The organism is Streptomyces sp. NPDC047453 (genome assembly GCF_040643155.1).
GTDB lineage: Bacteria > Actinomycetota > Actinomycetes > Streptomycetales > Streptomycetaceae > Streptomyces.
Map to the genome: position 1 here is coordinate 49,916 of NZ_JBEYTS010000033.1, position 22,814 is coordinate 72,729.

18 protein-coding genes, 2 tRNA genes, 1 other RNA gene and 1 pseudogene are annotated in these 22,814 nt (G+C 72.5%); 5 read left to right on the forward strand and 17 right to left on the reverse strand.

The window, feature by feature from the left end; all coding sequences use genetic code 11:
- Window positions 1–17: 17 nt before the first annotated feature.
- Window positions 18–90 (forward strand) — tRNA-Gly (locus tag ABZ818_RS25720).
- A gap of 44 nt (window positions 91–134) precedes the next feature.
- Here the strand turns inward: ABZ818_RS25720 and ABZ818_RS25725 are convergent.
- The 6 genes from ABZ818_RS25725 to ffs form a co-directional block, all read right to left on the reverse strand.
- The gene (locus ABZ818_RS25725; protein ID WP_361419053.1) at window positions 135–1,034 is read right to left on the reverse strand and encodes a phosphoribosylaminoimidazolesuccinocarboxamide synthase; all 900 of its coding nucleotides are present in this window, start codon (window positions 1,032–1,034) and stop codon (window positions 135–137) included.
- 86 nt (window positions 1,035–1,120) lie between these two features.
- On the reverse strand, window positions 1,121–2,614 hold the full coding sequence (locus tag ABZ818_RS25730; protein WP_361419055.1) for a N,N-dimethylformamidase beta subunit family domain-containing protein: 1,494 nt from the start codon (window positions 2,612–2,614) through the stop codon (window positions 1,121–1,123).
- A gap of 276 nt (window positions 2,615–2,890) precedes the next feature.
- A complete protein-coding gene (locus ABZ818_RS25735) occupies window positions 2,891–4,846 on the reverse strand; it encodes a hypothetical protein (protein WP_361419058.1) in 1,956 nt (651 codons plus the stop codon).
- A 293-nt stretch (window positions 4,847–5,139) separates the two neighbouring features.
- Entirely contained in the window at window positions 5,140–6,393 is a 1,254-nt protein-coding gene (purD, locus tag ABZ818_RS25740; RefSeq protein ID WP_361419061.1) for a phosphoribosylamine--glycine ligase, read from the reverse strand.
- A 160-nt stretch (window positions 6,394–6,553) separates the two neighbouring features.
- The gene (locus tag ABZ818_RS25745) at window positions 6,554–8,857 is read right to left on the reverse strand and encodes a DNA polymerase III subunit gamma and tau (protein ID WP_361419064.1); all 2,304 of its coding nucleotides are present in this window, start codon (window positions 8,855–8,857) and stop codon (window positions 6,554–6,556) included.
- Between the two features lie 45 nt (window positions 8,858–8,902).
- An RNA gene (gene ffs, locus ABZ818_RS25750) (signal recognition particle sRNA small type) lies at window positions 8,903–9,001 on the reverse strand.
- Between the two features lie 73 nt (window positions 9,002–9,074).
- Between ffs and ABZ818_RS25755 the strand changes: the two genes are divergently transcribed.
- A tRNA-Ser gene (locus tag ABZ818_RS25755) sits at window positions 9,075–9,162 on the forward strand.
- A gap of 67 nt (window positions 9,163–9,229) precedes the next feature.
- Here the strand turns inward: ABZ818_RS25755 and ABZ818_RS25760 are convergent.
- From ABZ818_RS25760 to ABZ818_RS25780, 5 genes and pseudogenes are all read right to left on the reverse strand, one after another.
- Window positions 9,230–9,457, reverse strand: a pseudogene (locus tag ABZ818_RS25760) (site-specific integrase); the annotation flags it as partial.
- 345 nt (window positions 9,458–9,802) lie between these two features.
- On the reverse strand, window positions 9,803–10,246 hold the full coding sequence (locus tag ABZ818_RS25765) for a nitroreductase/quinone reductase family protein (protein ID WP_361419067.1): 444 nt from the start codon (window positions 10,244–10,246) through the stop codon (window positions 9,803–9,805).
- Between the two features lie 161 nt (window positions 10,247–10,407).
- Window positions 10,408–10,896 (reverse strand): hypothetical protein, encoded by a 489-nt coding sequence (locus ABZ818_RS25770; protein WP_361419070.1) that lies wholly within the window; start codon window positions 10,894–10,896, stop codon window positions 10,408–10,410.
- A 68-nt stretch (window positions 10,897–10,964) separates the two neighbouring features.
- The gene (locus tag ABZ818_RS25775) at window positions 10,965–12,563 is read right to left on the reverse strand and encodes an NRAMP family divalent metal transporter (protein WP_361419073.1); all 1,599 of its coding nucleotides are present in this window, start codon (window positions 12,561–12,563) and stop codon (window positions 10,965–10,967) included.
- Between the two features lie 380 nt (window positions 12,564–12,943).
- The gene (locus tag ABZ818_RS25780; protein ID WP_361419076.1) at window positions 12,944–14,350 is read right to left on the reverse strand and encodes a CBS domain-containing protein; all 1,407 of its coding nucleotides are present in this window, start codon (window positions 14,348–14,350) and stop codon (window positions 12,944–12,946) included.
- 230 nt (window positions 14,351–14,580) lie between these two features.
- Here ABZ818_RS25780 and ABZ818_RS25785 point away from each other — a divergent pair, with 230 nt between their 5' ends.
- Window positions 14,581–15,000 carry a CBS domain-containing protein gene (locus ABZ818_RS25785; RefSeq protein ID WP_361419079.1) on the forward strand — a complete coding sequence of 140 codons (420 nt, stop codon included), beginning with the start codon at window positions 14,581–14,583 and terminating at the stop codon, window positions 14,998–15,000.
- A gap of 66 nt (window positions 15,001–15,066) precedes the next feature.
- Here the strand turns inward: ABZ818_RS25785 and ABZ818_RS25790 are convergent, their stop codons facing one another.
- The 6 genes from ABZ818_RS25790 to ABZ818_RS25815 all read right to left on the reverse strand — a co-directional run bounded on the left by ABZ818_RS25790 (window position 15,067) and on the right by ABZ818_RS25815 (window position 21,079).
- The gene (locus ABZ818_RS25790) at window positions 15,067–15,573 is read right to left on the reverse strand and encodes a MarR family transcriptional regulator (RefSeq protein WP_361419082.1); all 507 of its coding nucleotides are present in this window, start codon (window positions 15,571–15,573) and stop codon (window positions 15,067–15,069) included.
- A gap of 68 nt (window positions 15,574–15,641) precedes the next feature.
- Window positions 15,642–17,108: an MFS transporter gene (locus ABZ818_RS25795; RefSeq protein ID WP_361419085.1), complete on the reverse strand. Its 1,467-nt coding sequence runs from the start codon at window positions 17,106–17,108 to the stop codon at window positions 15,642–15,644.
- A 59-nt stretch (window positions 17,109–17,167) separates the two neighbouring features.
- Window positions 17,168–17,560 carry an STAS domain-containing protein gene (locus ABZ818_RS25800; RefSeq protein WP_361419088.1) on the reverse strand — a complete coding sequence of 131 codons (393 nt, stop codon included), beginning with the start codon at window positions 17,558–17,560 and terminating at the stop codon, window positions 17,168–17,170.
- 101 nt (window positions 17,561–17,661) lie between these two features.
- Window positions 17,662–18,561 carry a DUF2637 domain-containing protein gene (locus ABZ818_RS25805; RefSeq protein ID WP_361419091.1) on the reverse strand — a complete coding sequence of 300 codons (900 nt, stop codon included), beginning with the start codon at window positions 18,559–18,561 and terminating at the stop codon, window positions 17,662–17,664.
- Window positions 18,562–18,570: 9 nt separating this feature from the next.
- On the reverse strand, window positions 18,571–18,861 hold the full coding sequence (locus ABZ818_RS25810) for a hypothetical protein (protein ID WP_361419094.1): 291 nt from the start codon (window positions 18,859–18,861) through the stop codon (window positions 18,571–18,573).
- 235 nt (window positions 18,862–19,096) lie between these two features.
- Window positions 19,097–21,079: a copper resistance protein CopC gene (locus ABZ818_RS25815; protein WP_361419096.1), complete on the reverse strand. Its 1,983-nt coding sequence runs from the start codon at window positions 21,077–21,079 to the stop codon at window positions 19,097–19,099.
- Window positions 21,080–21,247: 168 nt separating this feature from the next.
- On the opposite strand from ABZ818_RS25815, the gene ABZ818_RS25820 reads away from it, so the two are divergent.
- Window positions 21,248–21,859 carry an HhH-GPD-type base excision DNA repair protein gene (locus ABZ818_RS25820; protein WP_361419099.1) on the forward strand — a complete coding sequence of 204 codons (612 nt, stop codon included), beginning with the start codon at window positions 21,248–21,250 and terminating at the stop codon, window positions 21,857–21,859.
- Between the two features lie 97 nt (window positions 21,860–21,956).
- A complete protein-coding gene (locus ABZ818_RS25825) occupies window positions 21,957–22,637 on the forward strand; it encodes an HdeD family acid-resistance protein (RefSeq protein ID WP_361419102.1) in 681 nt (226 codons plus the stop codon).
- The last annotated feature ends 177 nt before the right edge of the window (window positions 22,638–22,814 follow it).

Below are 22,814 nucleotides of genomic sequence, written 5' to 3' on the forward strand. Positions count from 1 at the left end.
TCGCGCCACGGCGCAATGCGGACGTAGCTCAGTTGGTAGAGCGCAACCTTGCCAAGGTTGAGGTCGCGAGTTCGAGCCTCGTCGTCCGCTCGGGAAAAAGACCCCGGTCCATCGGACCGGGGTCTTTTCGTCTGCTACGACCAGCTCGTTCCCGTCAGCCGCTCGTACGCCTCCACGTACTTCGCCCGGCTCGCCTCCACGACCGGCTCCGGCAGCGGCGGCGGGGGCTGCTCGCTCCTGCGGTCCCAGCCGGACTCGGCGGACGTCAGCCAGTCGCGGACGTACTGCTTGTCGTACGAGGGCTGCGCACGGCCCGGCTGCCACTGGTCGGCCGGCCAGAAGCGGGAGGAGTCCGGAGTGAGGACCTCGTCGGCGAGGACGAGCGTGTCCCCGTCGAAGCCGAACTCGAACTTGGTGTCGGCGAGGATGATCCCGCGGTCGCGGGCGATGTCCCGGGCCCGGCCGTAGACGGCGAGCGTCGCCTGGCGCAGCTGGGCGGCCGTCTCCGCGCCGACCTGGCGGGCCACCTCCTCGTAGGAGACGTTCTCGTCGTGCTCGCCGACCTCGGCCTTGGTGGCCGGGGTGAAGATCGGGGCGGGCAGCTCGGAGCCGTCGGTCAGGCCCTCGGGCAGGGCGAGGCCGCAGACCGTGCGGGTCTGCTCGTACTCGGCCAGGCCCGAACCCGTGAGGTAGCCGCGGGCCACGCACTCCACGGGGACCATCCGCAGGGACTTGCAGATCAGGGTGCGGCCCGCCCAGTCGGCGGGAGCGCCCGCGGGCACCTCGGTGGACAGGACGTGGTTCGGGGCCAGGTCGGCGAGCCGGTCGAACCACCACAGGGACAGCTGCGTGAGGACGCGGCCCTTGTCGGGGATCTCGGTCGGCAGCACCCAGTCGTAGGCGGACATGCGGTCGCTGGCGACCATGACGAGGTCACCCGCCTCGTTCTGGTACAGGTCGCGCACCTTGCCGGTGTGCAGATGCACCAGGCCCGGAACCTGGATCGGCTCGGGCTTTTCGACGAATCCGGACACGGTTCCTCCCCGTGGTTCTGTCCAATGGCTCGATTCTCCCGTATGGGAGGGATCGGTTCCGGGCTGGGGTGGCTTCGCGGTGGCGTTCAGTCGCGCTTGCAGATGCGATCCAGGAGGTTGGCGGTGGCGCGCTGGACCCGGGCGTCGACGTGGCCGGGCCGGTCCAGGGCCGGGGACCAGGCGAACGTCCCGGAGGCGAAGACCAGGGCGCCGGAGGGGGCCCGGTACAGGGACGTCTCCTGGTGGCGCGTCACGCCCTCGCCGTCCGTGTACGGGGAGTGGGCGAGCAGGATGCGGTCCTGGTACTCGGGCAGCGGGGTGCGCGGGAAGTAGCGGTCGGCCTCGCCCGCGACCAGGCCCGCGATCTCCTCGCCCTCCTCGGCCCCGGTCCCCTCCCAGAGCCAGTGGTCGGCGTTGCGGACGATCAGCGGATGCGGCTCGGGGACGCGCCCGGCGTACTGGATGCCGACCATCTGCTGCTCGGGCCGGTCGATCTCCCGCCACAGCACCGGCCGGCCGGGGCCCCTGCGCTTGCGGCAGGTCAGCAGGCGGTCGGGGACGCCGGACGGGGAGGGGCCCAGTTCGACCTGCCAGTACATGGTGTTGGCCGAGAGGAACACCAGGGACGTGCTGTGCTCGCGGGCGAGTTCGACGGTGCGGCGCATGCCGGCCGACCAGTACTCGTCGTGGCCGGGGAAGACCAGGCCGCGGTAGCGGGTGGGGTCGACACGGCCGGCGTGCAGGTCGCGGGCGTCGGCGTAGGCGAGGTCGTAGCCGTAGCGCTCGGCCCAGCGGATGACGTCGTAGGCGTGGCCCACGTGCAGGGGCAGGCCCGCGCCCGCGTAGGGGCGGTCGAAGGAGACCGTGGTCGCGGCGTCGGCCTCGCCGAGCAGTCGGCCGTGCTCGTCCCAGGCGTGGTAGAGGCTGGCACCGGTGTGGCCGTCCTCCGGGTAGAGGTTGTAGGCCTGCCAGGTGATGTCGGGCAGGAGCAGCAGCAGGTCCGCGGGACGGTTGTCGCGGACGGTGAACGGGATGTGGGAGCGGTAGCCGTCGGTGGTGGTGAGCACGGCCACGTACGCGCCGACGCACCAGTAGGACGGCACCTGCAACCGCCAGGACAGCCACCAGTGGTGGCAGGAGACCGTGCGGTCGGCGGTCAGCGGCGGGGGCTGGACGATGCCGGACAGGCGCGGGCTGGTGGTGATCTTGGCGGCGCCGTCGCCGCCGTAGTGCCCGATGCGGTAGACGTCCACGCCGAACTGCTGGGGCGGGTCGACGGTGATGTGGAAGTCGATCGCCTCGCCGGGCGCGACGGCGCCGGTGGAGACGAAGCCCTTGATCTGCCGGTGGACGTCGTCGGCGGAACGGGGGCCGACGCCGGAGGTGCGGGGGGCGGGGACGCGGGGGCCGCCGGGCGCCGTCTGCGGGGACGGGTCGACGTACCAGGGGACGACGTGGCCGGTGTCGTCGAAGTACGTCTCGCTGCCGCGCAGCCAGGGGACGGGGCCCAGGCCGAAGGGGTCCGTCACGGCGTGCGCGAGGGCTCCCGACTCCCAGCGGCGAATCTGCTCCGATCCCATGCCCGATCCCCTCCCTCGTGCCCCCGTGGTCTGTCGTGCGGCGGTGCGGGTCTGTCGGTGGCCGCGGTGGCCGACGTGTCGGGTCGGCGTGTGACGGTCGGCGTGTCCGGCTGTGGCTGTGTCTGTGGCTGTCGTATGTCGCACGCGCTTGCCACGTGCGCTATCGGTCCCAGCACATCACATGACGCGCGCATCCTGTCACTATTCGTTGTGAATTGGCCGAAAGTGGAAGAATGGCATCCGGTAACGCGGCCGCCGGGACGGCGTCGACCCAGGTCAGACCAGCCGTACGGGCTTTTCCGGACGTATGCCCGAGTCGACCAGCCAGGTCCGCAGCGGGACCGGGTCGCCGTCCTCGACCAGGGCGAGGACCTTGGGGCTGAGGTCGGCGGCCCTCACGCCGTTGATCAGGAGGGCGGGGCCGTCGAGCCAGTCGAGGCCCGGGGCGGCGTCGGCGGTGTCCATCGCGGCGCAGCACACCATCGCGGTGACGTGGTCGGCGAGGAGTTCGCGGCCGGTGCGGGGTGGTTCGAGCGGGGAGAGGGGCAGCGAGTCCTCGTTCCGGAGGGGCGTGCCGCCGAGCTGGTCGGCTACCGCCGACGCCGTGCACCCCGGTGGCGCCGACGCCTCCTCGCGGGCCAGCTCGGCGCTGATGCCGGCCGCGAGTGCGGCGCCGCGCTCGCTGCCGAGGCCGGGGTCTTCGTCCGGCAGGGCGGACCCTTCGGGAGCGGTGTGGCGCTCCGGAGTCGCGTGCCGGTCGTGTTCTGCGGGGTCTGTCGGTTCTCGGTACTCGCCGTGACCTTGGCTGTCGCCGTGCTCGCCGTACTCGTCGTGCCCGCCGTGCCCTCCGTACGAGTGGTGCGCGCCGTCGCCGTGAGCCGGCCGAGCGCCGTCGGCCGGGAGGCCCGTCCGCTCGGGGAGCTTGCCGGAGGGGGACGGAGCGGACAGGTGCTCCAGGACGCGGGCCAGGGTCGGTCCGTGCGGATCGGCGGCGGAGCCGGGGGAGCGGCGGACGCCCAGGGCGTCCAGAACGCGGTGGAGGCGAGCGGCGTCGGTACGCCATTTGCGGTCGACGACCTCATCCGGGTACTCCTGCCAGTCCACCGGGCACCAGTCCGGGCCGCGCTCGGCGGGGCCGCCGTGGAAGAGGCGCGCGGCCAGCAGCGAGGCGGCCTCGTCGATGACGCCGGGCTCCTCCAGCAGGTCGCAGGCCGGGCGCTCGCCTAGCCGGGAGGCGAAACCCTCGGCCAGGCGGTCGCGGCGGGACAGTTCAGTGAGGGCCGCGACGACACCGGCGTCGAGGCGGGAGGGCCAGCGGCCCATGCGCCAGGCGGGGAGCGCGACCCGGGTCAGCAGCCGGTCCCAGCCCGCGTACGCCAGGCCCACCTGCTCCTGGGCGACGATCCTGAGCCCGTAGTCCACGGCCTGTGCGCGTTCCGCCGCCGCGGCCGCCACGCCGCGCTCCATCTGGGCCGCGTGCTCCCGGCAGCCGCGCAGCAGCAGCCGGGCCACCCAGCCGAGTCCGGCGTACACCGGGCGGATGAGGGGGCGGCGGCCGGGTGCCGACGCGACGGCCACCGCCGCGTCCAGACCGCGGACGAAACGCCGGGCCGCGGCTATGTCCGGATGCGCCGAGGGTCCCGTACCGGCGACGACCGGGGCGAGCACGGCCCGCAGTTCGCCGACGCGCATCCACCACAGGAACGGGGAGCCGATGACGAGGACGGGCGCCGCCGCCGTACGGCGCGGGCGGGCCGAGGAGAGCCCGCGCAGCGCGTCCGGCGCGTCGTGGAGGTGATCCTCCCCCGGTGGGGGGCCGTGGGCCGGGTGCGTACGGTCCTCCAGCCAGCTGTCGCAGTCCGGGGTGAGCTCTATGGCCGACGGGGCGGGGACGCCGAGGCGGTCGGCCAGGTCGTGCACCAGGCGGTACAGGTCCGGGGCCGACTCCTCGGCTATCGGGACGGTCGGGCTCATCGCGGGGCGGGCACGGGCCACGACCAGCCCGATGCCCGCGGCCAGGAGCAGGACGACGACCGCGACGGCGCCGACCACCCAGCGGGCGACGTCCCAGCCGCGGCCCACGAGGTGCCCGGCCGAACCGCCGGCGAGCAGGATCACGGCGAGGGCGGCGGGCAGCAGGGCGAGTGCCAGCGCCCGGCTGCGCACGCGCAGCACGGCCAGGGCCCTGGAGCGCGCGGCCTGCACAGCGACCTCCACACCCATACCGGTCACGACCGCCCGTCACCCCCTCCCGACTGTCCTGGCGTTGCTCATTCCCCCACTGTGGCACCCATGACTGACATCGCAATGCCGGTGGGCCAAGTGCCGGAATGCCTGCGCGCACCCTAGTTGGGCCCCCGGCCCGCGTCAGCCGGATAGAGCATTGCTCACTCGATGGAATGGCTTTGGTCAGAGCCGGACGACAGAGCGCAATGATCAGGCCCCGGCTCATGGAGCCGGGGCCTGCTGGTGAGGAACGGGGCCGGTGGGAAGAACCGGTGCGAGGGTAGGGACGGGTTGCCGCGCTAGGCGTCCGCCGCGGCCCGCGCCGCGATGTCCGAGCGGTGCTGGGAGCCGTCGAGACGGACACGGGCGACGGCGGTGTAGGCGCGGTCGCGCGCCTCGGTCAGGTCCTTGCCGGTCGCCGTGACGGACAGCACGCGGCCACCCGCGCTCAGAACGGCGTCGCCCTCGCGCCGGGTGCCGGCGTGCAGCACGTACGCGTGCGGGGCGTCCAGCGCGGCCACCTCGTCGAGGCCGGTGATCGGGTCGCCGGTGCGCGGGGTGCCCGGGTAGTTGTGCGAGGCGACGACCACCGTGACGGCCGCGTCGTCGCTCCAGCGCAGGGGCTCCAGATGGGCGAGATCACCGGTGGCGGCGGCCATCAGGACACCCGCCAGCGGGGTCTGGAGGCGGGCGAGGACCACCTGGGTCTCGGGGTCGCCGAAACGGGCGTTGAACTCGATCACGCGGATGCCGCGGCTGGTGAGGGCGAGCCCCGCGTAGAGCAGGCCGGAGAACGGCGTGCCGCGGCGGCGCATCTCGTCGACGGTGGGCTGAAGGACGCTGTGCAGGACGTCGTCCACGAGCTTGGGGTCGGCCCAGGGCAGCGGCGAGTACGCGCCCATGCCACCGGTGTTCGGGCCCTCGTCGTCGTCGAGCGCCCGCTTGAAGTCCTGGGCGGGCTGGAGCGGCAGGACCGTCTCGCCGTCGGTGACGGCGAAGAGGGAGACCTCGGGTCCGTCGAGATACTCCTCGATCACCACTCGGTCACAGGCCGCCGCGTGCGCCCTGGCCGCCTCGATGTCGTCGGTGACGACGACGCCCTTGCCGGCGGCGAGCCCGTCGTCCTTGACGACATAGGGGGCGCCGAAGGCGTTGAGGGCCGCGTCGACCTCCTCGACCGTCGTACAGACGTACGAACGGGCCGTGGGCACGCCCGCCCCGGCCATCACGTCCTTGGCGAAGGCCTTGGAGCCCTCCAGCCGCGCGGCCTCCTTGGAGGGGCCGAACACCGGGACGCCGGCCTCGCGCAGGGCGTCGGCGACCCCGGCTACCAGGGGGGCCTCGGGGCCGACGACCACGAGGTCGGCACCCAGCTCGGCGGCCAGCGCGGACACGGCCGCGCCGTCGAGGGCGTCGACCTGGTGCAGCTCGGCGACCTCGGCGATGCCGGCGTTGCCGGGCGCGCAGTGCAACGCGGTGACGGCGGGGTCGAGGGACAGGGAACGGCACAGGGCGTGCTCGCGGGCGCCGCTGCCGATGACGAGGACCTTCACGAGGTCAGCCTAACGGCAGCGGCGCGGGGCCCTTTGTGCGGGCCGCCGAGGGGACGGCGGCAGGGTGTTCGTAGGTTCCTCCGAGCGGGGACCGGCCGAGTGGGCCGAGCCGGGACGGGACCGAGGTCCCACAGCGCCGCTCCGTCCCTCAGCAGCTCCGCTACTCCGTCGAATACTCCTCGACCACCGTCGCGCCCAGCTCCCGCACGATCAGTTCGTGACCGGACAGGGCCGACTCGTCGAGGTCCGGATCGTCGTCCTCGGGGATGTCGTCCTCGGGGGCGACGGGAGCCGGCTCGGGGGTGGAGGGGCGGGGTGCCGGGGCGGGCGCGTGTGCCGCCGCGGACGGCGGCCGGCTCGGGGACGAGGCGGGTACGGGCGCCGCCGGAGCCGTGGGCTGGGGAGCCGCCGTACGCTGCGCTGCCGCGCCTCCGCCACCGCCGTAGCCTCCGCCACCGCCGCTGCCGTAGCCGCCGCCTCCGGGGCCCGCACCGTAGCCGCCGCCCGGGGGCGAGGGCGTGGAGCCGCCGCCTCCCGTCGGGTCGACGATCGCCTCGATCTTCCACTGGACGTTGAACTGCTCGGCCAGCGCCTGGCGCAGCACGTCCTCGCTGCCGCTGCTCGCGAAGTTGTCGCGGGCGCCGGCGTTGACGAAGCCGATCTGGAGGGTGGTGCCGTCGAAACCGGAGACCTGGGCGTTCTGGCTGAGCAGGATCCAGGTGAAGCGACGGCGGTTCTTCACCGCTTCGAGGATGTTCGGCCAGAGGGCGCGGGGGTCGAGCCCGCCGCCCGCCGGGGCCGGTGGGGCGGGGGACACCGGTGCGGCGGCAGGCCTCGCCGCGGGTGCCTGCTGTGCGGGCTCCGGGGCACTGGGCGCACTGGGCGCACCCGCTGCCTGCCCACCGCCCGGGGCTGCCGCGGTGGGCCAGCCGCCCGGTCGGCGGCCACCACCCGCGGCCGCCGCGGTGGGCCAGGCACCGGGCGCGGAGGATGCGGCGGCCGGCGGGGCGGCAGTGGGCGCTGCGGGGGCGGCCGGCGGGGCGGGCGGAGCCGCCTCCTGGGGACGGTCACTCACGGCGGGCGCGGGCGGTTCGGGGGGCGCGGGGGGCGCGTCAGGGGCCCCCGCGCCCCGCACGGCCGCCCGAGCCGCGGCGGGCCCACCGCCCGGCGGAACAGGAGGAACAGGAGGAGCCGGAGGTGCCGGCGCCGCAGCCGCGGGACCCCCCGCCGCGGTCGGCGCTCCCCCGTGCACATCGGGTCCGGGCACGTACCCCATCGCAGGCGCAGCCGCGCCCGTGGAGAAGCTGACGCCGCGCTCGATCCGGTCGAGGCGGGCCATCACCGACCGTTCGTCGCCGTAGGCGGCGGGCAGCAGTACGCGGGCGCAGATCAGTTCGAGCTGGAGGCGGGGCGAGGTGGCGCCGCGCATCTCGGTCAGCCCCTCGTTGACGAGGTCGGCGGCTCGGCTCAGTTCGGCGGCGCCGAAGGACCGGGCCTGGGCCTGCATCCGCTCGACGACGTCGGCCGGGGCGTCGATGAGCCCCTTCTCTGCGGCGTCCGGAACGGCGGCGAGGATCACCAGATCCCGCAGCCGCTCCAGCAGGTCGGCCACGAACCGGCGGGGATCGTTGCCGCCCTCGATCACTCGGTCGACGACCTCGAAGGCGCCGGAGCCGTCCCCGGAGGCGAAGGACTCGACGACGGAGTCGAGCAGCGAGCCGTCGGTGTACCCGAGGAGCGAGGTGGCCATGGCATACGTCACACCCTCCTCCCTCGCACCGGCGAGCAGCTGGTCCATGACGGACATGGAGTCACGCACGGACCCGGCGCCGGCCCGCACGACGAGGGGCAGCACCCCCTCCTCGACGGGGATGTCCTCCTTCTGGCAGACCTCGCCGAGGTAGTCCCTCAGGGTGCCCGGCGGCACCAGGCGGAAGGGGTAGTGATGGGTGCGCGACCGGATGGTCCCGATGACCTTCTCGGGCTCGGTCGTGGCGAAGATGAACTTCAGGTGCTCCGGCGGCTCCTCGACGACCTTGAGCAGCGCGTTGAAACCGGCCGACGTGACCATGTGGGCCTCGTCGATGATGTAGATCTTGTACCGGCTGCGGGCGGGCCCGAAGAAGGCCTTCTCGCGCAGGTCGCGGGCGTCGTCCACGCCACCGTGCGAAGCGGCGTCGATCTCGATGACGTCGATGGACCCCGGGCCGTTCCTGGCCAGGTCACGGCAGGAATCGCACTCCCCGCAGGGGGTCGGCGTGGGCCCCTTCTCGCAGTTCAGGCAGCGGGCGAGGATCCGAGCGCTGGTCGTCTTGCCGCACCCGCGCGGACCGCTGAACAGGTACGCGTGATTGACCCGGTTGTTCCGCAGCGCCTGCTGCAACGGGTCGGTGACATGCTCCTGCCCGATGACCTCGGCGAACGACTCCGGGCGATAGCGGCGGTACAGCGCGAGAGACGACACGCATACGAGGTTATAGGCGCCCACCGACAACGTGTCCGGCCAGCGGACGCAAGCGCCCCCCACGCACCCGCCAGAGCCGACCTACCCTTGCTGCCTTCCGGCCCTGGGGGAGTTCAGTCAGATAGCGCCGCGTGAGGGGCTGTCGGAAAGAGTACCCGATCCCGGGGACCGGCAACGAGTTCGCGAGCACTCCTCCGAGTCATGTAATGTTTCCGGCGGAGGATTCGCCTAGAGGCCTAGGGCGCACGCTTGGAAAGCGTGTTGGGGGCAACCCCTCACGAGTTCGAATCTCGTATCCTCCGCCAGTGCCTCACCGGGCACGATGTCGAAGGGCCCCACCGTTCGCGGTGGGGCCCTTCGACGTTGGCTCATGTACCGAGCGCGCATCCGGGCCGCTCCCCCGGGCTCCCAACCCCTGATCGCGTCGATCACGACGTCCGGAACGCCGAGGATCAGGAGCACGGTCGCGGCGATGTGGCGAGCGTCATGAAGTCGGCCGAGCGGATCGGGCAGGCCGATGGTGCGCCGTCCCGCGCGGGACTTGGCGGACTTGTGCTCACGCCGGGCCTGTTCCTTCCTGGGGCAGTAGCCGGCCTTGCGGCGAGGGCTTCTTGTTCGTCGCGGGCCCGCTCCATCTCGCGGACGGCTTTGGTCACTTCGGCCCTTTGTCTCCGCCACCGCTGCGGCGGCCGCCGGTAACTCAGCGCGAAGCGCTGGGCGTGCGTCGACAACGCGCGGGCCAGAAGTGGCGCGGTCCGACGTATTCAGGAAGCGTGGCTGAGGCCGGTACGGGGTTGCTGAAGACACACGTGACGTGTTGCGGCGTTCGAGGAGAATCTGGCAGCCGCGCGGGTTCACTACGAGCAGCACTTCCGCTTCGCGATGAGCTCGAACCTGGCGAAACGGCGAAAGCGCCCTAGCCTGCTTCAATCCATGAACCAATACTCATTCAAGCAGGTCGTCGCCTGATGCGTCGGGCTCCAGTTTCACGATGGGGAACTTGCGCGAGGTCCTGGTCTCGTACTGCGCGCTGTCAGACCAATACGCCGACCAGATCCCGTAGAGACGTTCCCAATCCGGCGACGCATGCGTGACGACGGTAGGGGTCGCCTTGAGGATCTGTTCCCCCACCTCGATGGTCACCTTGGGCATGGCGGCGACGTTGCCCACCCACGCTGGATCTCTTTCCGCGCCACGCGCGGTGCCGCAGACGAGGAAACAGTTACCGTCGGCCGCGTACACCAGGGGGTTCACCCGTGCTTGGCCGGTACGGCGGCCGACCGTGTGCAGGAGCAACAGTTGCTTGCCCTCGAAGAAGCCTCCCACAGTGCCGCCCTGCGCCCGGAACTGGGAAATGACCTGCTCGTTTACCTCATTTACGTCAGTCATGTCCGCCTCTCTGCGGCCGAAGACCTCCCTTGCTATTAGCTAACCAGCGAGGTACGCGGTTGCGCCGAGCCACGCCCGAGCCGTGCGGTGGACGTCGAGCGTGTTGGCCGGACCGACGTCGGTGAAGTGGCACCAGACCGCCGTTCAGGCGGGACTTCCCGTCACCGCTCACGGCGGTCGCTTTCGCGGGCCTCCGTGTCGTGGTTCACGCGTGCCGACAGTCCGCGGCGTCTGGCTTCCGCGGCTTCGGCGATCAGGTGGGCCGCGTCGGCGGGGAGAGCCAGGTTCTTCTCCAGCCATACGGCGTCAGTGCCCTGAGTGTGGGTGGCGAGGACCCAGGCGGCGTAGAGGCGTTCGCGGGAGGGCGCGGCCGGGGTCTTCAGGGTGGCGCGGAGCGCCTCCTCGGGGAAGCCGTCCAGGGTGTGGGCGGTGAACCACGAGGTGTCGACCGGCTCTGCGGCCCGGGGACGTGGGCGCCGGAACGGACGGGGACGGACCCGCCGCACCCTCGTGCCGACGAGCAGGGCGACGAACGCCGCGGCCAGTACGGCAGCGGCCACGCCCATGCGATCGGCGGCGGGGAGCCTCGTCCACACCGGCAGCAGATAGGCCACCACGCGGTCGCCGTGGTGCGGGCAGGGCAGGTTCACCGCAGGACCTCCCTCACCCCTCCATCCTCACTCCGCCTCCGGGCCTCGGCCAGGCCCTCCGACCGGGCTCAGCCGATCTGGATGGCCTTGACCACCAGCAGCAGCACGGCGATCACCAGGTAGCCCCGCAGCAGGCTCATTCCGAGTCTGATTCCGGGGGACCAGACGACCGGCTCCAGCAGCGCCAGGGGAGGCATGCGCCAGCTCTCGCGTTCGGGGCGGGGGATCCTCGGAGGCGGAGGCGGAGGCGGGGGCGTGCCTCGGCGGGCGCGGACGACGCGCAGCCCCACGGCCGCGCCCAGCAGCCCCCCGACCAGCACACCGGTGAGCCACAGCGCGACCCGGGCGGTGTCCAGCGTCGGGAACAGGGTCGTCGCGACGAGGATTCCGGACAGCATCAGGAGCACCCCGATGGTGGTCGAGGCCACCACGTTGAGCCAGCGCGGATTGACCCAGGGGCCCAGGACCGCCCGGTCGTTGCACAGCAGCAGGAGGAAGACCGACGCGGAGGGGAGGAGCAGTCCCGCCAGGGCCTGAACGGCGGTCGTGATCAGCCCGAGGGGCGCATCGGGGATCAGCACGATGGCGGCGGCGAGCAGGACCATCCCGGCGTAGGTCCCGTAGAACGCCTTGGCCTCGCGGAAGCTGCGGTGCAGGGAGTGGCGCAGGTTGAACATGTCGCCGAATGCATAGCTGGTGGCCAGGGTGACCGCCGCGGCGCCGATGATCGACGCGTCCAGGAGCACGACGGCGAACATCACTCCCAGCACGCGGCTGTGCCCGCCCAGGGCCTCGGCGACACCCAGCGCGTCGGTGAAGTGCCCGGCCGCGCTCGTACCGCTCACGGCGTAGTCGGCGACGACGACGATCGCGACGGCACCGCCGATCACGACGAGGGACCCCAGCACGGTGTCCGCGCGCTCATGTCCGATGAACCGCGGCGTGATGCGCTTGTCGATGATGTTGGACTGCTGGAAGAACAACTGCCAGGGGGCGACGGTCGTGCCGACGATCGCGATGATCAGCAGGACGGCCTCGGAGGTGACCCCGCCTCGCACGCCCGGGACGACCAGGTGGTGGACGGCCGCTCCGTAGCGCGGGTGGCTCATCAGCGCCAGCGGCACCAGCAGCAGGCTGACGGCGATGAAGGCGAGCATCGCGCGTTCCCAGCGTCGGAAGCTGCCCGTCGCCGTGATCGCGACCAGGGCGAGGGCGGCGACGGGCACGGCGATGTACTTGTCGACGCCGAGGTAGCTCAGAGCGAGTGAGACCCCTATGAACTCGGTGACGATCGTCAGGAAGTTCAGCGCGAACAGGTCGCCGACGCTGAACCAGCCCCAGAACCTGCCGAAGCGCTCGTTGATCAGCCGGGCGTGACCGACACCGGTGACGGCGCCGAGCCGGACCACCATCTCCTGGTTGACGATGAGGACGGGGATGAGGAGCAGGAGCACCCACAGCAGGCTGTAGCCGTAGTTCTGGCCCGCCTGGGCGTACGTGGAGATCCCGCCGGCGTCGTTGTCGCCGACCATCACGATCAGGCCGGGGCCGACGATCGCCAGGAACGTCAGCAGCCGCCGCTTCAGGCTGCGGCTGGAGTCCGCCTCCTCCAGCCGGATACGTCCCAGGGCACCCTCGATGTCACCGAGATGGGCATCGTCCAGCACCGCTGTGGGGCGGGCGTGGGGGTCGTGGGGGTGGGGATGGGCGTGGGGGCCGGTGGGCCTTGGTGCGGGGGCGCCGTCACGTCCCGGCGTCGCGGCGCGCTCCGGGGCGCCGGGACCGCCGACCGGTGGCCTGCCCGGGGCTGCGGGATGCGCACCGTCCCGCGCCTGTGAACGCGGGCCGGGCGTGGGCCGGACCCCGCCCCCGCCCCCGTTCCCGCTCCTGGCCGGGGGCGGACCGGACGTACGCGGACGGTCCTCCGGACGGGCGCCGGACCCGGGCCGACCGTCATCCGGACGCGCGCCGGGCCTGGGCGGGCGGTCCTCCGGGCGTGCGCCGGGCGGCGGCTGCTGCGGTGGGCGCCGGTCGGGCCGGGGCCCGCTCATGGTGAGGGCTCCTCATGCTCCTCCAGACCCATCGCGCTGCCGGCCTCAGCGGTGCCGCCAACCCCGGTGGTGCCGCCGACCCCCACGGCGCTGCCGGCCTCAGCGGTCCGGTGGGCGTCGGGTGGCGGAGCCACCTCCCGGCGCCGCCAGTCCTCCGGCAGCGTCGCCTCCAGCACGTCGTCGACCGTGATCACGCCGAGCAGGACCCCTTCGTCGTCCACGACCGGCAGGGTGATCAGGTTGTAGTCCGTCATCAGCAGGGCCACGTCCACCAGATCCGTGTCCGGGCCGACGCGCACGGGATCGGCCTCGCTCACCTCGGCCAGCCGGACCGCGGGATCGCTCTGCAGGATGGTGACCAGCCGGACCCAGCCGAGCAGCCGCCCGTCCTCGTCGGCGGTGTAGACGCTGGTCAGCGCCTCCGGCTGGAGCCGGCTCGCCCGCCGGACCGCCGCCTCGGCCTCACTCACCGGCGCGTCCGGGGGCAGGGCCAGGAAGTCCATCCCCATCAGGCCCCCGGCGCTGTCGGGGTTGAAGCCCATCAGCGTCAGCACCTTGGCGCGCTGTCCGGCGGGCAGCAGTTCCAGCACGGTACGGCGACGGCCCTGCCGTAGATCGTCGATGGCGTCGGCCGCGTCGTCCGCCCGCATCCGCGCCAGTACGGCGGCGATCTCCACGTCGGTGCGGGCGTTGAGCAGCCGGGAGGCCCGGTCCTCCTCCAACTCCTCGAAGACGTCCGCCTCCAGCTCCGGGTCCTGCCGGACGTCGCCGAGGATCTCGCGTTCCTCGTCCCGGGAGGCGTCCTCGAGCAGGTCGGCGATCTCCGCCGGCCGCAGGCGCCGGATCCGGGCCGTGGGGCGGCGGACCAGCGCGCTGCGGCTGTGTCCGATCAGCGGCTCGAACGCCTTCCAGTCCCGGCACGCGTGCCCCGTCGAACGGTCCCCGAAGATCCCCAGCAGCCGGTGCGGGCGGTGCGTGTCCACGCCCGACAGCAGCCACTGGCCGTCCCGTTCGGCCAGTTCCACGTCCTGCGCGCGGACCAGGCGTGCCTCGCCGACGTCGATCAGCCGGTGGCCCAGCACGTCCGCCCGCAGCAGCACCTCGCCCTCGCGGCGTTCGAACGGCCGCAGGTCCAGCCGTGCGCTCTCGAGTTCCACCAGGCCCTCGGCGTCGAGCGCGGCCACCTGCTCGACCGGGACGAACAGCTCACGGCCGCCCACGCCGACCACGAGCCCGGACACCACCGGGTAGTCGGCACCGCGCAGCCGGACGATCACGTCGGAGAGCCGGCCGAGCGACCGGTCGCCCCGGTCCACCACGGGGCGCTTCACCAGCGACGACAGATGGACGGGCGCCCGCTCCCGGTGTGCGGTCGGCCGCGGCGAAGACGGACTGACGGTCATCGCTCTGCCCTGCCCGAAGGTCGGTTGCCCCCGCGACCAACGGTATTGAATGACAACAAACGCACGCAAACGCCCCATCTGGGTTGGGCTGGTGTCCCAGCGGGAGCCGGGCTTCCACGACGTGCGGCGGGCATACGGAGAACCGACACTGGTGGTAAGCCGAACTGGCCGGGGCGGGCCAGGACCTTGGCTCTCTCCGTGCCGGCCACCGAAGCTCGAAGGAGACGGCCATGACCACCGCACGGGAGATCATGCACACCGGTGCCACATGCGTCCAGGAGAGCGAGACGCTGGAGGACGCGGCGCGCCGGATGAGGGAGCTGGACGTCGGAGCCCTGCCGATCTGCGGGCCCGACGATCGCCTCCACGGGATCATCACGGACCGCGACATCGTGGTGCAGTGCCTCGCCAAGGGGAAGGACCCCCGGACCATGACGGCGGGGGAGCTGGAGCAGGGCAAGCCGATCACGATCGATGTGAACGCCGACAGCGGCACTGTCCTGCGGACCATGGAGGAACACCGGATCCGCAGGCTGCCCGTCATCGAGAACCACCGCCTGGTCGGCATGATCTGCGAGTCGGACCTCTCACGCACTCTGCCGGAGACGCAGGTGGGCCACTTCGTCGAGGCCGTCTGCACGACCGCCTGACACCGAGGGGCACCCAGAAGGACGAGCGAGCGCTCCGACCGGATTCCGGTGGGAGCCCTCGTCGTATCAGCCCGCGGTCCCGCCGTCGTCCAACTGACCAAGTTTTTCGGCAAGTTGGAAGAGGGCGGGCAGGGCGGCGGCGACGGCGGCCCGATCGGCGTCGTCCAGGGCGGCCAGTGCGGCATCCATCCGGCGTTCGTGGGCGGTGGTCCACGCGGCGAGCTGGTCCCGTCCGGCGTCGGTGAGAGTGACAACGGAGGCGCGGCGGTCGGCGGAGTCGACCTCGCGCGCGACCAGGCCCGTAGTGATCATCTGGCCGATCAGTCCGCTGACGGTGCTCGGCGCGAGTCGCTGGCGGGCCGCGAGATCGCTGATCCGGGCGGGCGAGTGCTCACCGAGCACCTGGAGCAGCTCGACCTGGGCCATGGGCAGCTTCTCCCACGGATAGTCGGTGCGGATCGAGGCCCGCAGGGCGCGGCGCAGACGGGTGACGGCCTCGGTGAGCAGCCGGGCGTCCGGCGCCTCGGTGGCGGGGCCGGGCAGGGGAGGCTCGGAGCGGGGCTGCGCGGACATGCGGCAAGGGTAGCCGGGGCCCCGTGCACGCCCTCCTGCTCGTACTGCCGCCGGGTTGTCCACCGTTCTCACGCCCCGAGTCCCGGAAGGGACCGGCGGTGGTCGCCCCGGTCCGGCCCCAGCCAGGCCGAGACGACGGCGACGGCCGACACCGCCACCAGAATCGACGCGGACCACCGGGCGCCGGCCTCGGTTCCGCCGTCGGCCGCAACGTGCAGGGCGAGGGTGACCAGCGCCACGCCCAAGGCGGTGCCCAGACCGCGGGTCATGTTGACCAGGCCGCCACCGGTGCCGGAGGAACGGGCGGGGATCGCGCCCATGATGAGGGCGTTGTTGGCCGGGGTGAACGTCCCCAGCCCGACGCCGACCAGGGCCAGCAGCGGCACCAGCCAGGCGATGGTCAGGGGGACGGCCAGGAGCGCGGCCGTGGCGAGGAGGAATACGCCGGCTCCGGTCAGGCACCGGCCACGGTCGGTCAGGGAACGCGGCAGTAGCCGGTCGCCACCGGTGGCCCCGAGGGCGAACCCGGCGGGCAACGCGGTCAGCACCAGTCCCGCGGTCAGCTCCGAGGCCCCCCGCGCGGTCAGCACGACCGGCACCAGCACCAGCGGGCCGAACAGCACCAGGTATCCGCTGAGCGCCCCGACCAGCCCGAACGCGACCGCGCGGACCCGCAGCAGAGCGAGATCGAGCAAGGGCGCGGCAGTCCGCCGCTGACGGCGGGCAAAGCCCCAGCCGGCCAGAGCCGCGACGCCGAACAGCAGCACCACGCCCCAGGCGGGCACCGGCAGACCGGAGGCCGCGGACACGCCGAGCAGCGCGCAGGTCGTCGCCACGGCCAGCAGCGCCAGCCCGGCCCAGTCGAAGCGCGCGACCTTCGTACGGGCCCTGGTGCGCGGCAGCAGATAGTGCCCGCTCACCAGCGCGACCACCCCGACCGGCACGTTCACCCAGAACACCCAGCGCCAGCCCAGGGTGGACACCAGTGCGCCACCCACGGTGGGCCCCAGGGCGAGCCCCAGCGCCTGTGCGGCGGCCTGCACGCCGAGCGCGCTGCGCATCCGCCCGCGGGGTGCGCTGGTGGTCACCAGCGCGACGCTGTTGGCCTGCATCAATGCCGCCCCGGCCGCCTGCACCACCCGGAAGCCCACCAGCGCCGCCAAGGAGGGCGCCAGTCCGCAGGCGGCGGACGCCAGCGTGAAGACGGCGAACCCGTACAGGTACAGCAACTTGCGGCCGTGCGCGTCCGCCAGCCGCCCGGCCGGCACCAGCAGCGCCACCAGGGCCAGCAGATACGCCAGCGACACCCATTCGACCGCGGCGAGCGAGGCGTGGAACTCGGTGCGCAGGCTGCCGTAGGTCAGCGTCACGATGCTCGCGTCCAGCTGACCCATGAACGCCCCGACGCACACCGTGGCCACGGCCAGCCACCAGGCGTTCGGTCGTGACCGGATCCCCTCCGGGCGGGCCCGCTCCGCGGTGAGCACGGCGGGCCAGCGCGGACGGGACGGGCTGTGCGTCGTATCCGGAGCCATGACTTCAGATTACATCGGTCACCGAAATATTCGGGATCCGTCTGATCCTGCCCCCGCCGTCACCGGCCCTCCGCCACCCCTGAGCCCTGCGAGTCCCGCGAGTCCTGTGAGCCCTCCGCCACTCCTAAGTCCTCCATCACCGCGGCCGTGTCGAGCCCCGCGTGGCGCAGGGTCCGGTGCACGGTGCGCCGGGCTCCGCGAATGGTGAGCGCGGTCGCCGGCCACCGCGTGGCGACCCGCAGCAGGGCGTAGGCGCACGCGAGGTCGAGGTGGGTGGCCTCGCTCATGTCCACGATCCACTCGTCGGCGTCGCTCAGCGACGGGGCTCCGAGTCGTTCCTCCAGTGGCCGCAGGACTTCCGCCCCGATGTCCCCGGTGAGTGCCAGTTCGGCCCGTCGGCCATCGGTCGCCCTGACCACCAGGGGCGACGCCGGGAGATGCGCGGCTGCCATGGCGGCCTCCTTCGCGTCCGCCACACTCCGTCCACCTCCATGGTGGCCCCGCGACCACGTCCGTGGCGGCCGTGGGGCCCCGGCTCCGGGGAACGATCGGCTCAGGCCCTCTTGCGTGCCGTGCCTCCGGCCGGTCGCGCCGTCGTCGTGGTGCGGCGGGTGTCGCGGGCGGTGGACACGGACGGGGTCTCGGTGTGGGGGGTGCGGGGCTGGCGGTGGCGGGGTGACGTGCGCCGGGGCGGGCGGGTCAGGGTGATCTGGCGTACGAACTGCTGGAAGCAGGCCAGGGAGGCCAGGCCCGGCAGGGCGGCCGCGGCGATGTCCACGATCGTCCTGGGCGCCTGCAGCACGCACAGGAGCATCGCGATGGACGAGAAGATCAGCACCACGCTCCAGGAGTGGACGGCGCGGCGCTGGTGGAGCGCGGCCCGCAGCACGGACAGCGAGGCGACCAGCCAGGGACCGTAGACCAGCAGAGGCCACCAGGACGCGATGCCGTCCTGCATCCGTGCCACGGCCACGACGCGCAGGGGATCGTAGGCAACCATTCCGCCGAAGAAACTCACCGAGGAAGCGATCACCGCGGTCAGCGCGGCGATGACGTGACTGGTGGTCCGCAGGACGTTCGGACGCTTGCGTTCCCGGACCTTTCTATGGCGTGGGGTGACCTCCTTCAGCGGAGGCAGTTCCGCCGTGATCGCCTGGAGGTTCTCCAGGGGCGTGCCGGTGTTCGGAGCGGGCTCGGTGACCGGTGCCTCGTCCCGGGCGACGGGGACGTCCGGCCGGTGCTCCTCGATGGCGTCCTGGAGCATGAAGGCCAGTTCCTCGGCGGGGTCCCAGGCCGCGTCCGGCGGCTCCAGGGGAGACGTGAAGAACTCCGCCGGACCCCGGTGCCGGCCGGTGCCCGCCCCCTGGTATCCACCCGTATGGCTCAGGTAACCGGGATAGTCCGAATAGTCAGTCGAATGGCCGGAACGATGATCGGTACGTTCGTCGTACATGACCGGCGGCTATTCCGCTCCCGAGAGACGGGACCGGCTCTCCGGACCTAGCCAGCGGCGCGCGAGGTCGGCTTCCAATGTGCTCATCGCGTCCAGGAAATCCCGCAGCAGGGGCTCCGTCACCTTGAGAGCGACCGGAAAACCTCCCCTGGTCAGGGTGCCGTTGACAGTGGCCGACGAGTGCACCGGGGCGGGAAGGTAGGTGTAGGGACCCAGCGCCACCGCGTGTGCGGCGACCGAGTCCTCTCGCTCCTGACCCCCGAACAGACCCCAGTACCCTTCCCTGGTTGCCTTAGTCATGTCCCGACTAACGCCGTCCGACTTCCCCGGATGCGCGGCAAATGGGTGAAGGAATTCCCTGATTAGCTCTATATGTGCGATGGGATGTCTCTTCCGTACAAATGAAGAGACGGGTAGGGGCCGGTGACCCGCCGTTCGGCGTGCGGCACGTCGACAATACGGCCCCGTAGGCGCATGTCACGGGTATCGACCCGCCGCGTTCCGCACGCACGACGCACCGGACGGCGTCCCGCAGCTAGCGCGGGATCTGGACCTTCCGTTCGACGCTCACCTGGTCGATTTCCGACACCCGTACCGTCGCCTTCATGGTCCAGGTGCCGGCGATCGGGAGGTTGAGGGAGTCGGTGCCCCAGTAGCCGCCCCTGTTGGTGAGCCCGGCATCGATGGGTCCGATCTTCTGTGCGGGCAGGGACAGGGACAGGCGCAGTTCGGGGACGATGGTCAGGCCGCCGTCCGGGCCGTAGACGACGGCCTCCACGGCGTTCTGGCCCACGCGACCCGGTTCCAGGGTGATCTGCACCTTGCCGTGACCGCCGGGGGTGCCGACGTCGAACGGGATGACCGTGACGGAGGCTCCCGGAACCCCGGCCCCGGGCGTGGCCCGGGCCGCCTCGGCGGCCGCGCGGCCCGGCAGGGTGCCGGCCAGCACCGTGGTGAAGACCAGGACCGCGATCCCCACGGCGACCTCGGCCAGGACCGAGCCGCGCAGGGCGCGACGGCAGGCGTCGGGGGCGGGCGAGGGCGCGAGTGCGGATGCGGATGCGGGCGCGGACGCCTTCGTCCCGGGGTCCTCCGCTCGTGCCTTCCCGTCGGGTACGGCCGGTGCCTTCCCGTCGCATACGTCCGGCCCCGCGTCCGCCGTCACCAGCCGTGCCGTCCAGCGCCGGGAACGGGCTGCCACGGCCAGCAGCAGTGCCACCACCACGAGTTTGACCAGCAGCAACCGGCCGTACGCCGTGTCGGTGAGCGTGGTCCAGGAGCCAAGGCCGCGCCAGGACTGGTAGACCCCGGTGACGACGAGGACGGTGACGGCGCCGAAGGCGATCCGGGAGAAGCGCGCCACCGCCGCGGTCAGCGCGGGGCCGTCGGCGGAAGGCGCCACCGCGCTGGTCCCCTCGGCGACCGGGACCGCGACCGTTGTACCGCCGCCGCTGCCTCCGGAGGCGACCGTGACTGCTGTTTTCGCCTTCGGTCCCGGCGCCGACGTGCCGCGCCCCGCCTCCGGCTCGTCGGCCGCGACGTGCTGAAGGGTGGTCAGGAGGGCCGTCAGGCCGCCCAGCCAGACCGCCATCGCCAGCAGATGCAGCACCGACGACGTCATCGCCACCGGAACCTGAATGCCGGCCGAGGCGTGCTCGGACCCCGCCCACGTCAGCGCCAGGGCGAGGGCCAGCGCGGCACCCGCCGTCAGGGTCGCGCGTGAGGCCTTCTCCTCCGGCCTGCGCCGGGACAGCCGTACGAGGAGGACGGCCGTCGGCGCGAGCAGGGCCAGGCGGGCCAGCAGCATCAGACCGGGGCGGCCGGTCAGGGTGCGGGAGACGGCCGCGGGGTCGAAGGCCGACGCCGGACCGGTGCCGGTCTCGTAGGGCGCCCGAAGCACCAGCAGGGCGAGCGTGGAGGCCAGCAGCGCCCACCAGCCCGCCACCAGCGGCTTGCGCAGCGGGCCCGCGTGCGGCGGACGGCACAGCAGCGCGAAGGCCGCCGTGCCGATGAGCAGGGCCGCGGCACCGTAGGCCGTATAGCGGGCGAGGTCGTAGAGGCCGCGGGTCGTGGGGTTCTCGGACGGGCCGGTGTCGATCGCGGCCATCGTCGGGGACGGCTTTCCCACCGAGAAGGTGAAGGCACCGGAGACGGGGTGGCTGTCGGCCGAGACCACCCGCCAGGCCACGGTGAACGTGCCTTCGCCGAGCCCCTCCGGGAACGCCACCTGGGCCGTGTCCGGTCGTCCGGGCGCGTGCTGCGGCTCGCCCGTCCGCACCCGCCGCCCCTCGGGGTCGAACAGGCGGAAGGAGTCGTCGAGCAGGCTGACGGACTCGGTGAAGGCCAGAGTGATCGTGCCGGACGCCGTCTTGAGGACGGTCCCGTCGGCGGGGTCCGCGCCCCGCAGGGCGGCGTGGGCGGAGGCGGGTCCGGCGCCGCCGAGGAGGAGCAGGACCAGTACCGCGCCGAGCAGCGTCAGCTTCCCAAGTCGTCGCCGTCGTACGCGTACACGACGCACAGCGCCGTCCCGACCTTCGTCCCGCCGTCCGGTCACGTCACTTCTCCGTCTTGGAACTCGCCGGCTTCTGGATGGGTACGGACGAAGACGGCGCTTTGCTCACCGAGGATCCCGTGGGAAGGCCGTCCTCCGGCTGCGTCACGCCGTCCGGCGGGCGACCATCGGGACATGGACGTCACCCTTCACCTCGCCCAGGACCCCGAGGCCGACGCGCTCCTCGGCCGCAGTCCGCTCGCCGCGCTGGTCGGCATGCTGCTGGACCAGCAGATCCCGATGGAGTGGGCGTTCACCGGGCCGGCGACGATCGCCAGGCGCATGGGCACCGACGACCTGGACGCCCACGAGATCGTGGCCTTCGAGCCGGAGACCTTCGCCCGGCTCCTGTCGGACAAGCCGGCCGTGCACCGCTACCCGGCATCGATGGCCCAGCGGATCCAGCAGCTGTGCCAGTACCTCGTCGAACACTACGACGGCGACCCCGAGGCCATCTGGCGGGACGTCGACAGCGGGCGGGAACTGCTGCGACGCCTCGAGGAGCTGCCCGGTTTCGGCAAGCAGAAGGCGCAGATCTTCCTGGCGCTGCTCGGCAAGCAGCTCGGTGTGGGGCCCACGGGGTGGCGGGAGGCCGCGGGAGCGTACGGCGAGCCGGAATCCTTCCGGTCCGTCGCCGACATCACCGGACCCGAGTCGCTGGCCAGGGTGCGGGCGCACAAGCAGGAGCTGAAGGCGGCGGCCAAGGCGGCCAAAGCGGGCAAGGGGACGAAGTCCTCCGGGAAGTGACCGGAGTGGTGGGGGCCGAAACGGGCCGTGCGGCGGACGTCAGCCGACTGGCCGGTCCCGGGTGGCGGTACGCGCGCACCCGATCGCAGCATGGACCATGACCGAGCCACCGAGCAGCGGCCCCGCAGGCCCGGGGTACGACGATCGCCGCGTCCACGCCATGCGTGACCCACGGGAGCCGCGGACATCGCCGCCCCCGCGGTACGAAGCGCCGTTGGAAGGGTCCCTGCACCTTCTGTCCCACGCCGCCTGGCAGGCGGTCCTCGCCACCGGTGCGGCCGCTCTGATCCTCGGCATCCTGGTGCTGCTCTGGCCGGGCGCCTCCCTGCTGGCCGCCGGAATCCTCTTCGGGATCTACCTGCTGGTCAGCGGCGTCCTCCAACTGGTCTCCGCGTTCGGCACCCACAAGACGACCTCGCTGCGCGTGCTGGCCTTCATCAGCGGCACCCTGTCGATCCTGCTGGGCCTGCTGTGCTTCCGCGGCGCCACGCAGTCGATCCTGCTGCTCGCGCTGTGGATCGGCATCGGCTGGCTGATCCGCGGCATCACCCTGACGATCGCCGCCGTCCACGACCGCGGCGCGCCCGCGCGCGGCTGGCAGATCTTCCTCGGCATCCTCACCTTCATCGCCGGCATCGTGCTGATCGACTCCCCGCTCCGGTCGGTCGCGGTGCTCATCGTGCTCGGCGGCTGGTGGCTGGTGGTGGTCGGCATCTTCGAGATCGTCACCGCCTTCCGCATCCGCGGCCACGCCGAACGCGTCCCCCGCGCCGCGTGACCCGTTGTCCACAGCCTGTGCACAACGGCCGCACAGCGCCGTACAGCAGGGACTCCCGGACTGCGCGGGCGAGGACTCCCGCACCGTGCGGTCCTGGCACGGGCCCGCTGTCGCTGATCTCAATCCCCCGTTCCCGGTTCGCCCGGTTTTGCTGCGGCATTTCCAGCGCCGCACTCC

Bases quoted from the DNA above. Each gene is read 5' to 3' on its own strand.
- ABZ818_RS25730 (WP_361419055.1), bottom strand. From the start codon at position 2,614: ATGGGATCGGAGCAGATTCGCCGCTGGGAGTCGGGAGCCCTCGCGCAC.
- ABZ818_RS25765 (WP_361419067.1), bottom strand. From the start codon at position 10,246: ATGACTGACGTAAATGAGGTAAACGAGCAGGTCATTTCCCAGTTCCGG.
- ABZ818_RS25780 (WP_361419076.1), bottom strand. From the start codon at position 14,350: ATGACCGTCAGTCCGTCTTCGCCGCGGCCGACCGCACACCGGGAGCGG.
- ABZ818_RS25785 (WP_361419079.1), top strand. From the start codon at position 14,581: ATGACCACCGCACGGGAGATCATGCACACCGGTGCCACATGCGTCCAG.
- ABZ818_RS25790 (WP_361419082.1), bottom strand. From the start codon at position 15,573: ATGTCCGCGCAGCCCCGCTCCGAGCCTCCCCTGCCCGGCCCCGCCACC.
- ABZ818_RS25795 (WP_361419085.1), bottom strand. From the start codon at position 17,108: ATGGCTCCGGATACGACGCACAGCCCGTCCCGTCCGCGCTGGCCCGCC.
- ABZ818_RS25800 (WP_361419088.1), bottom strand. From the start codon at position 17,560: ATGGCAGCCGCGCATCTCCCGGCGTCGCCCCTGGTGGTCAGGGCGACC.
- ABZ818_RS25805 (WP_361419091.1), bottom strand. From the start codon at position 18,561: ATGTACGACGAACGTACCGATCATCGTTCCGGCCATTCGACTGACTAT.
- ABZ818_RS25810 (WP_361419094.1), bottom strand. From the start codon at position 18,861: ATGACTAAGGCAACCAGGGAAGGGTACTGGGGTCTGTTCGGGGGTCAG.
- ABZ818_RS25820 (WP_361419099.1), top strand. From the start codon at position 21,248: ATGGACGTCACCCTTCACCTCGCCCAGGACCCCGAGGCCGACGCGCTC.
- ABZ818_RS25825 (WP_361419102.1), top strand. From the start codon at position 21,957: ATGACCGAGCCACCGAGCAGCGGCCCCGCAGGCCCGGGGTACGACGAT.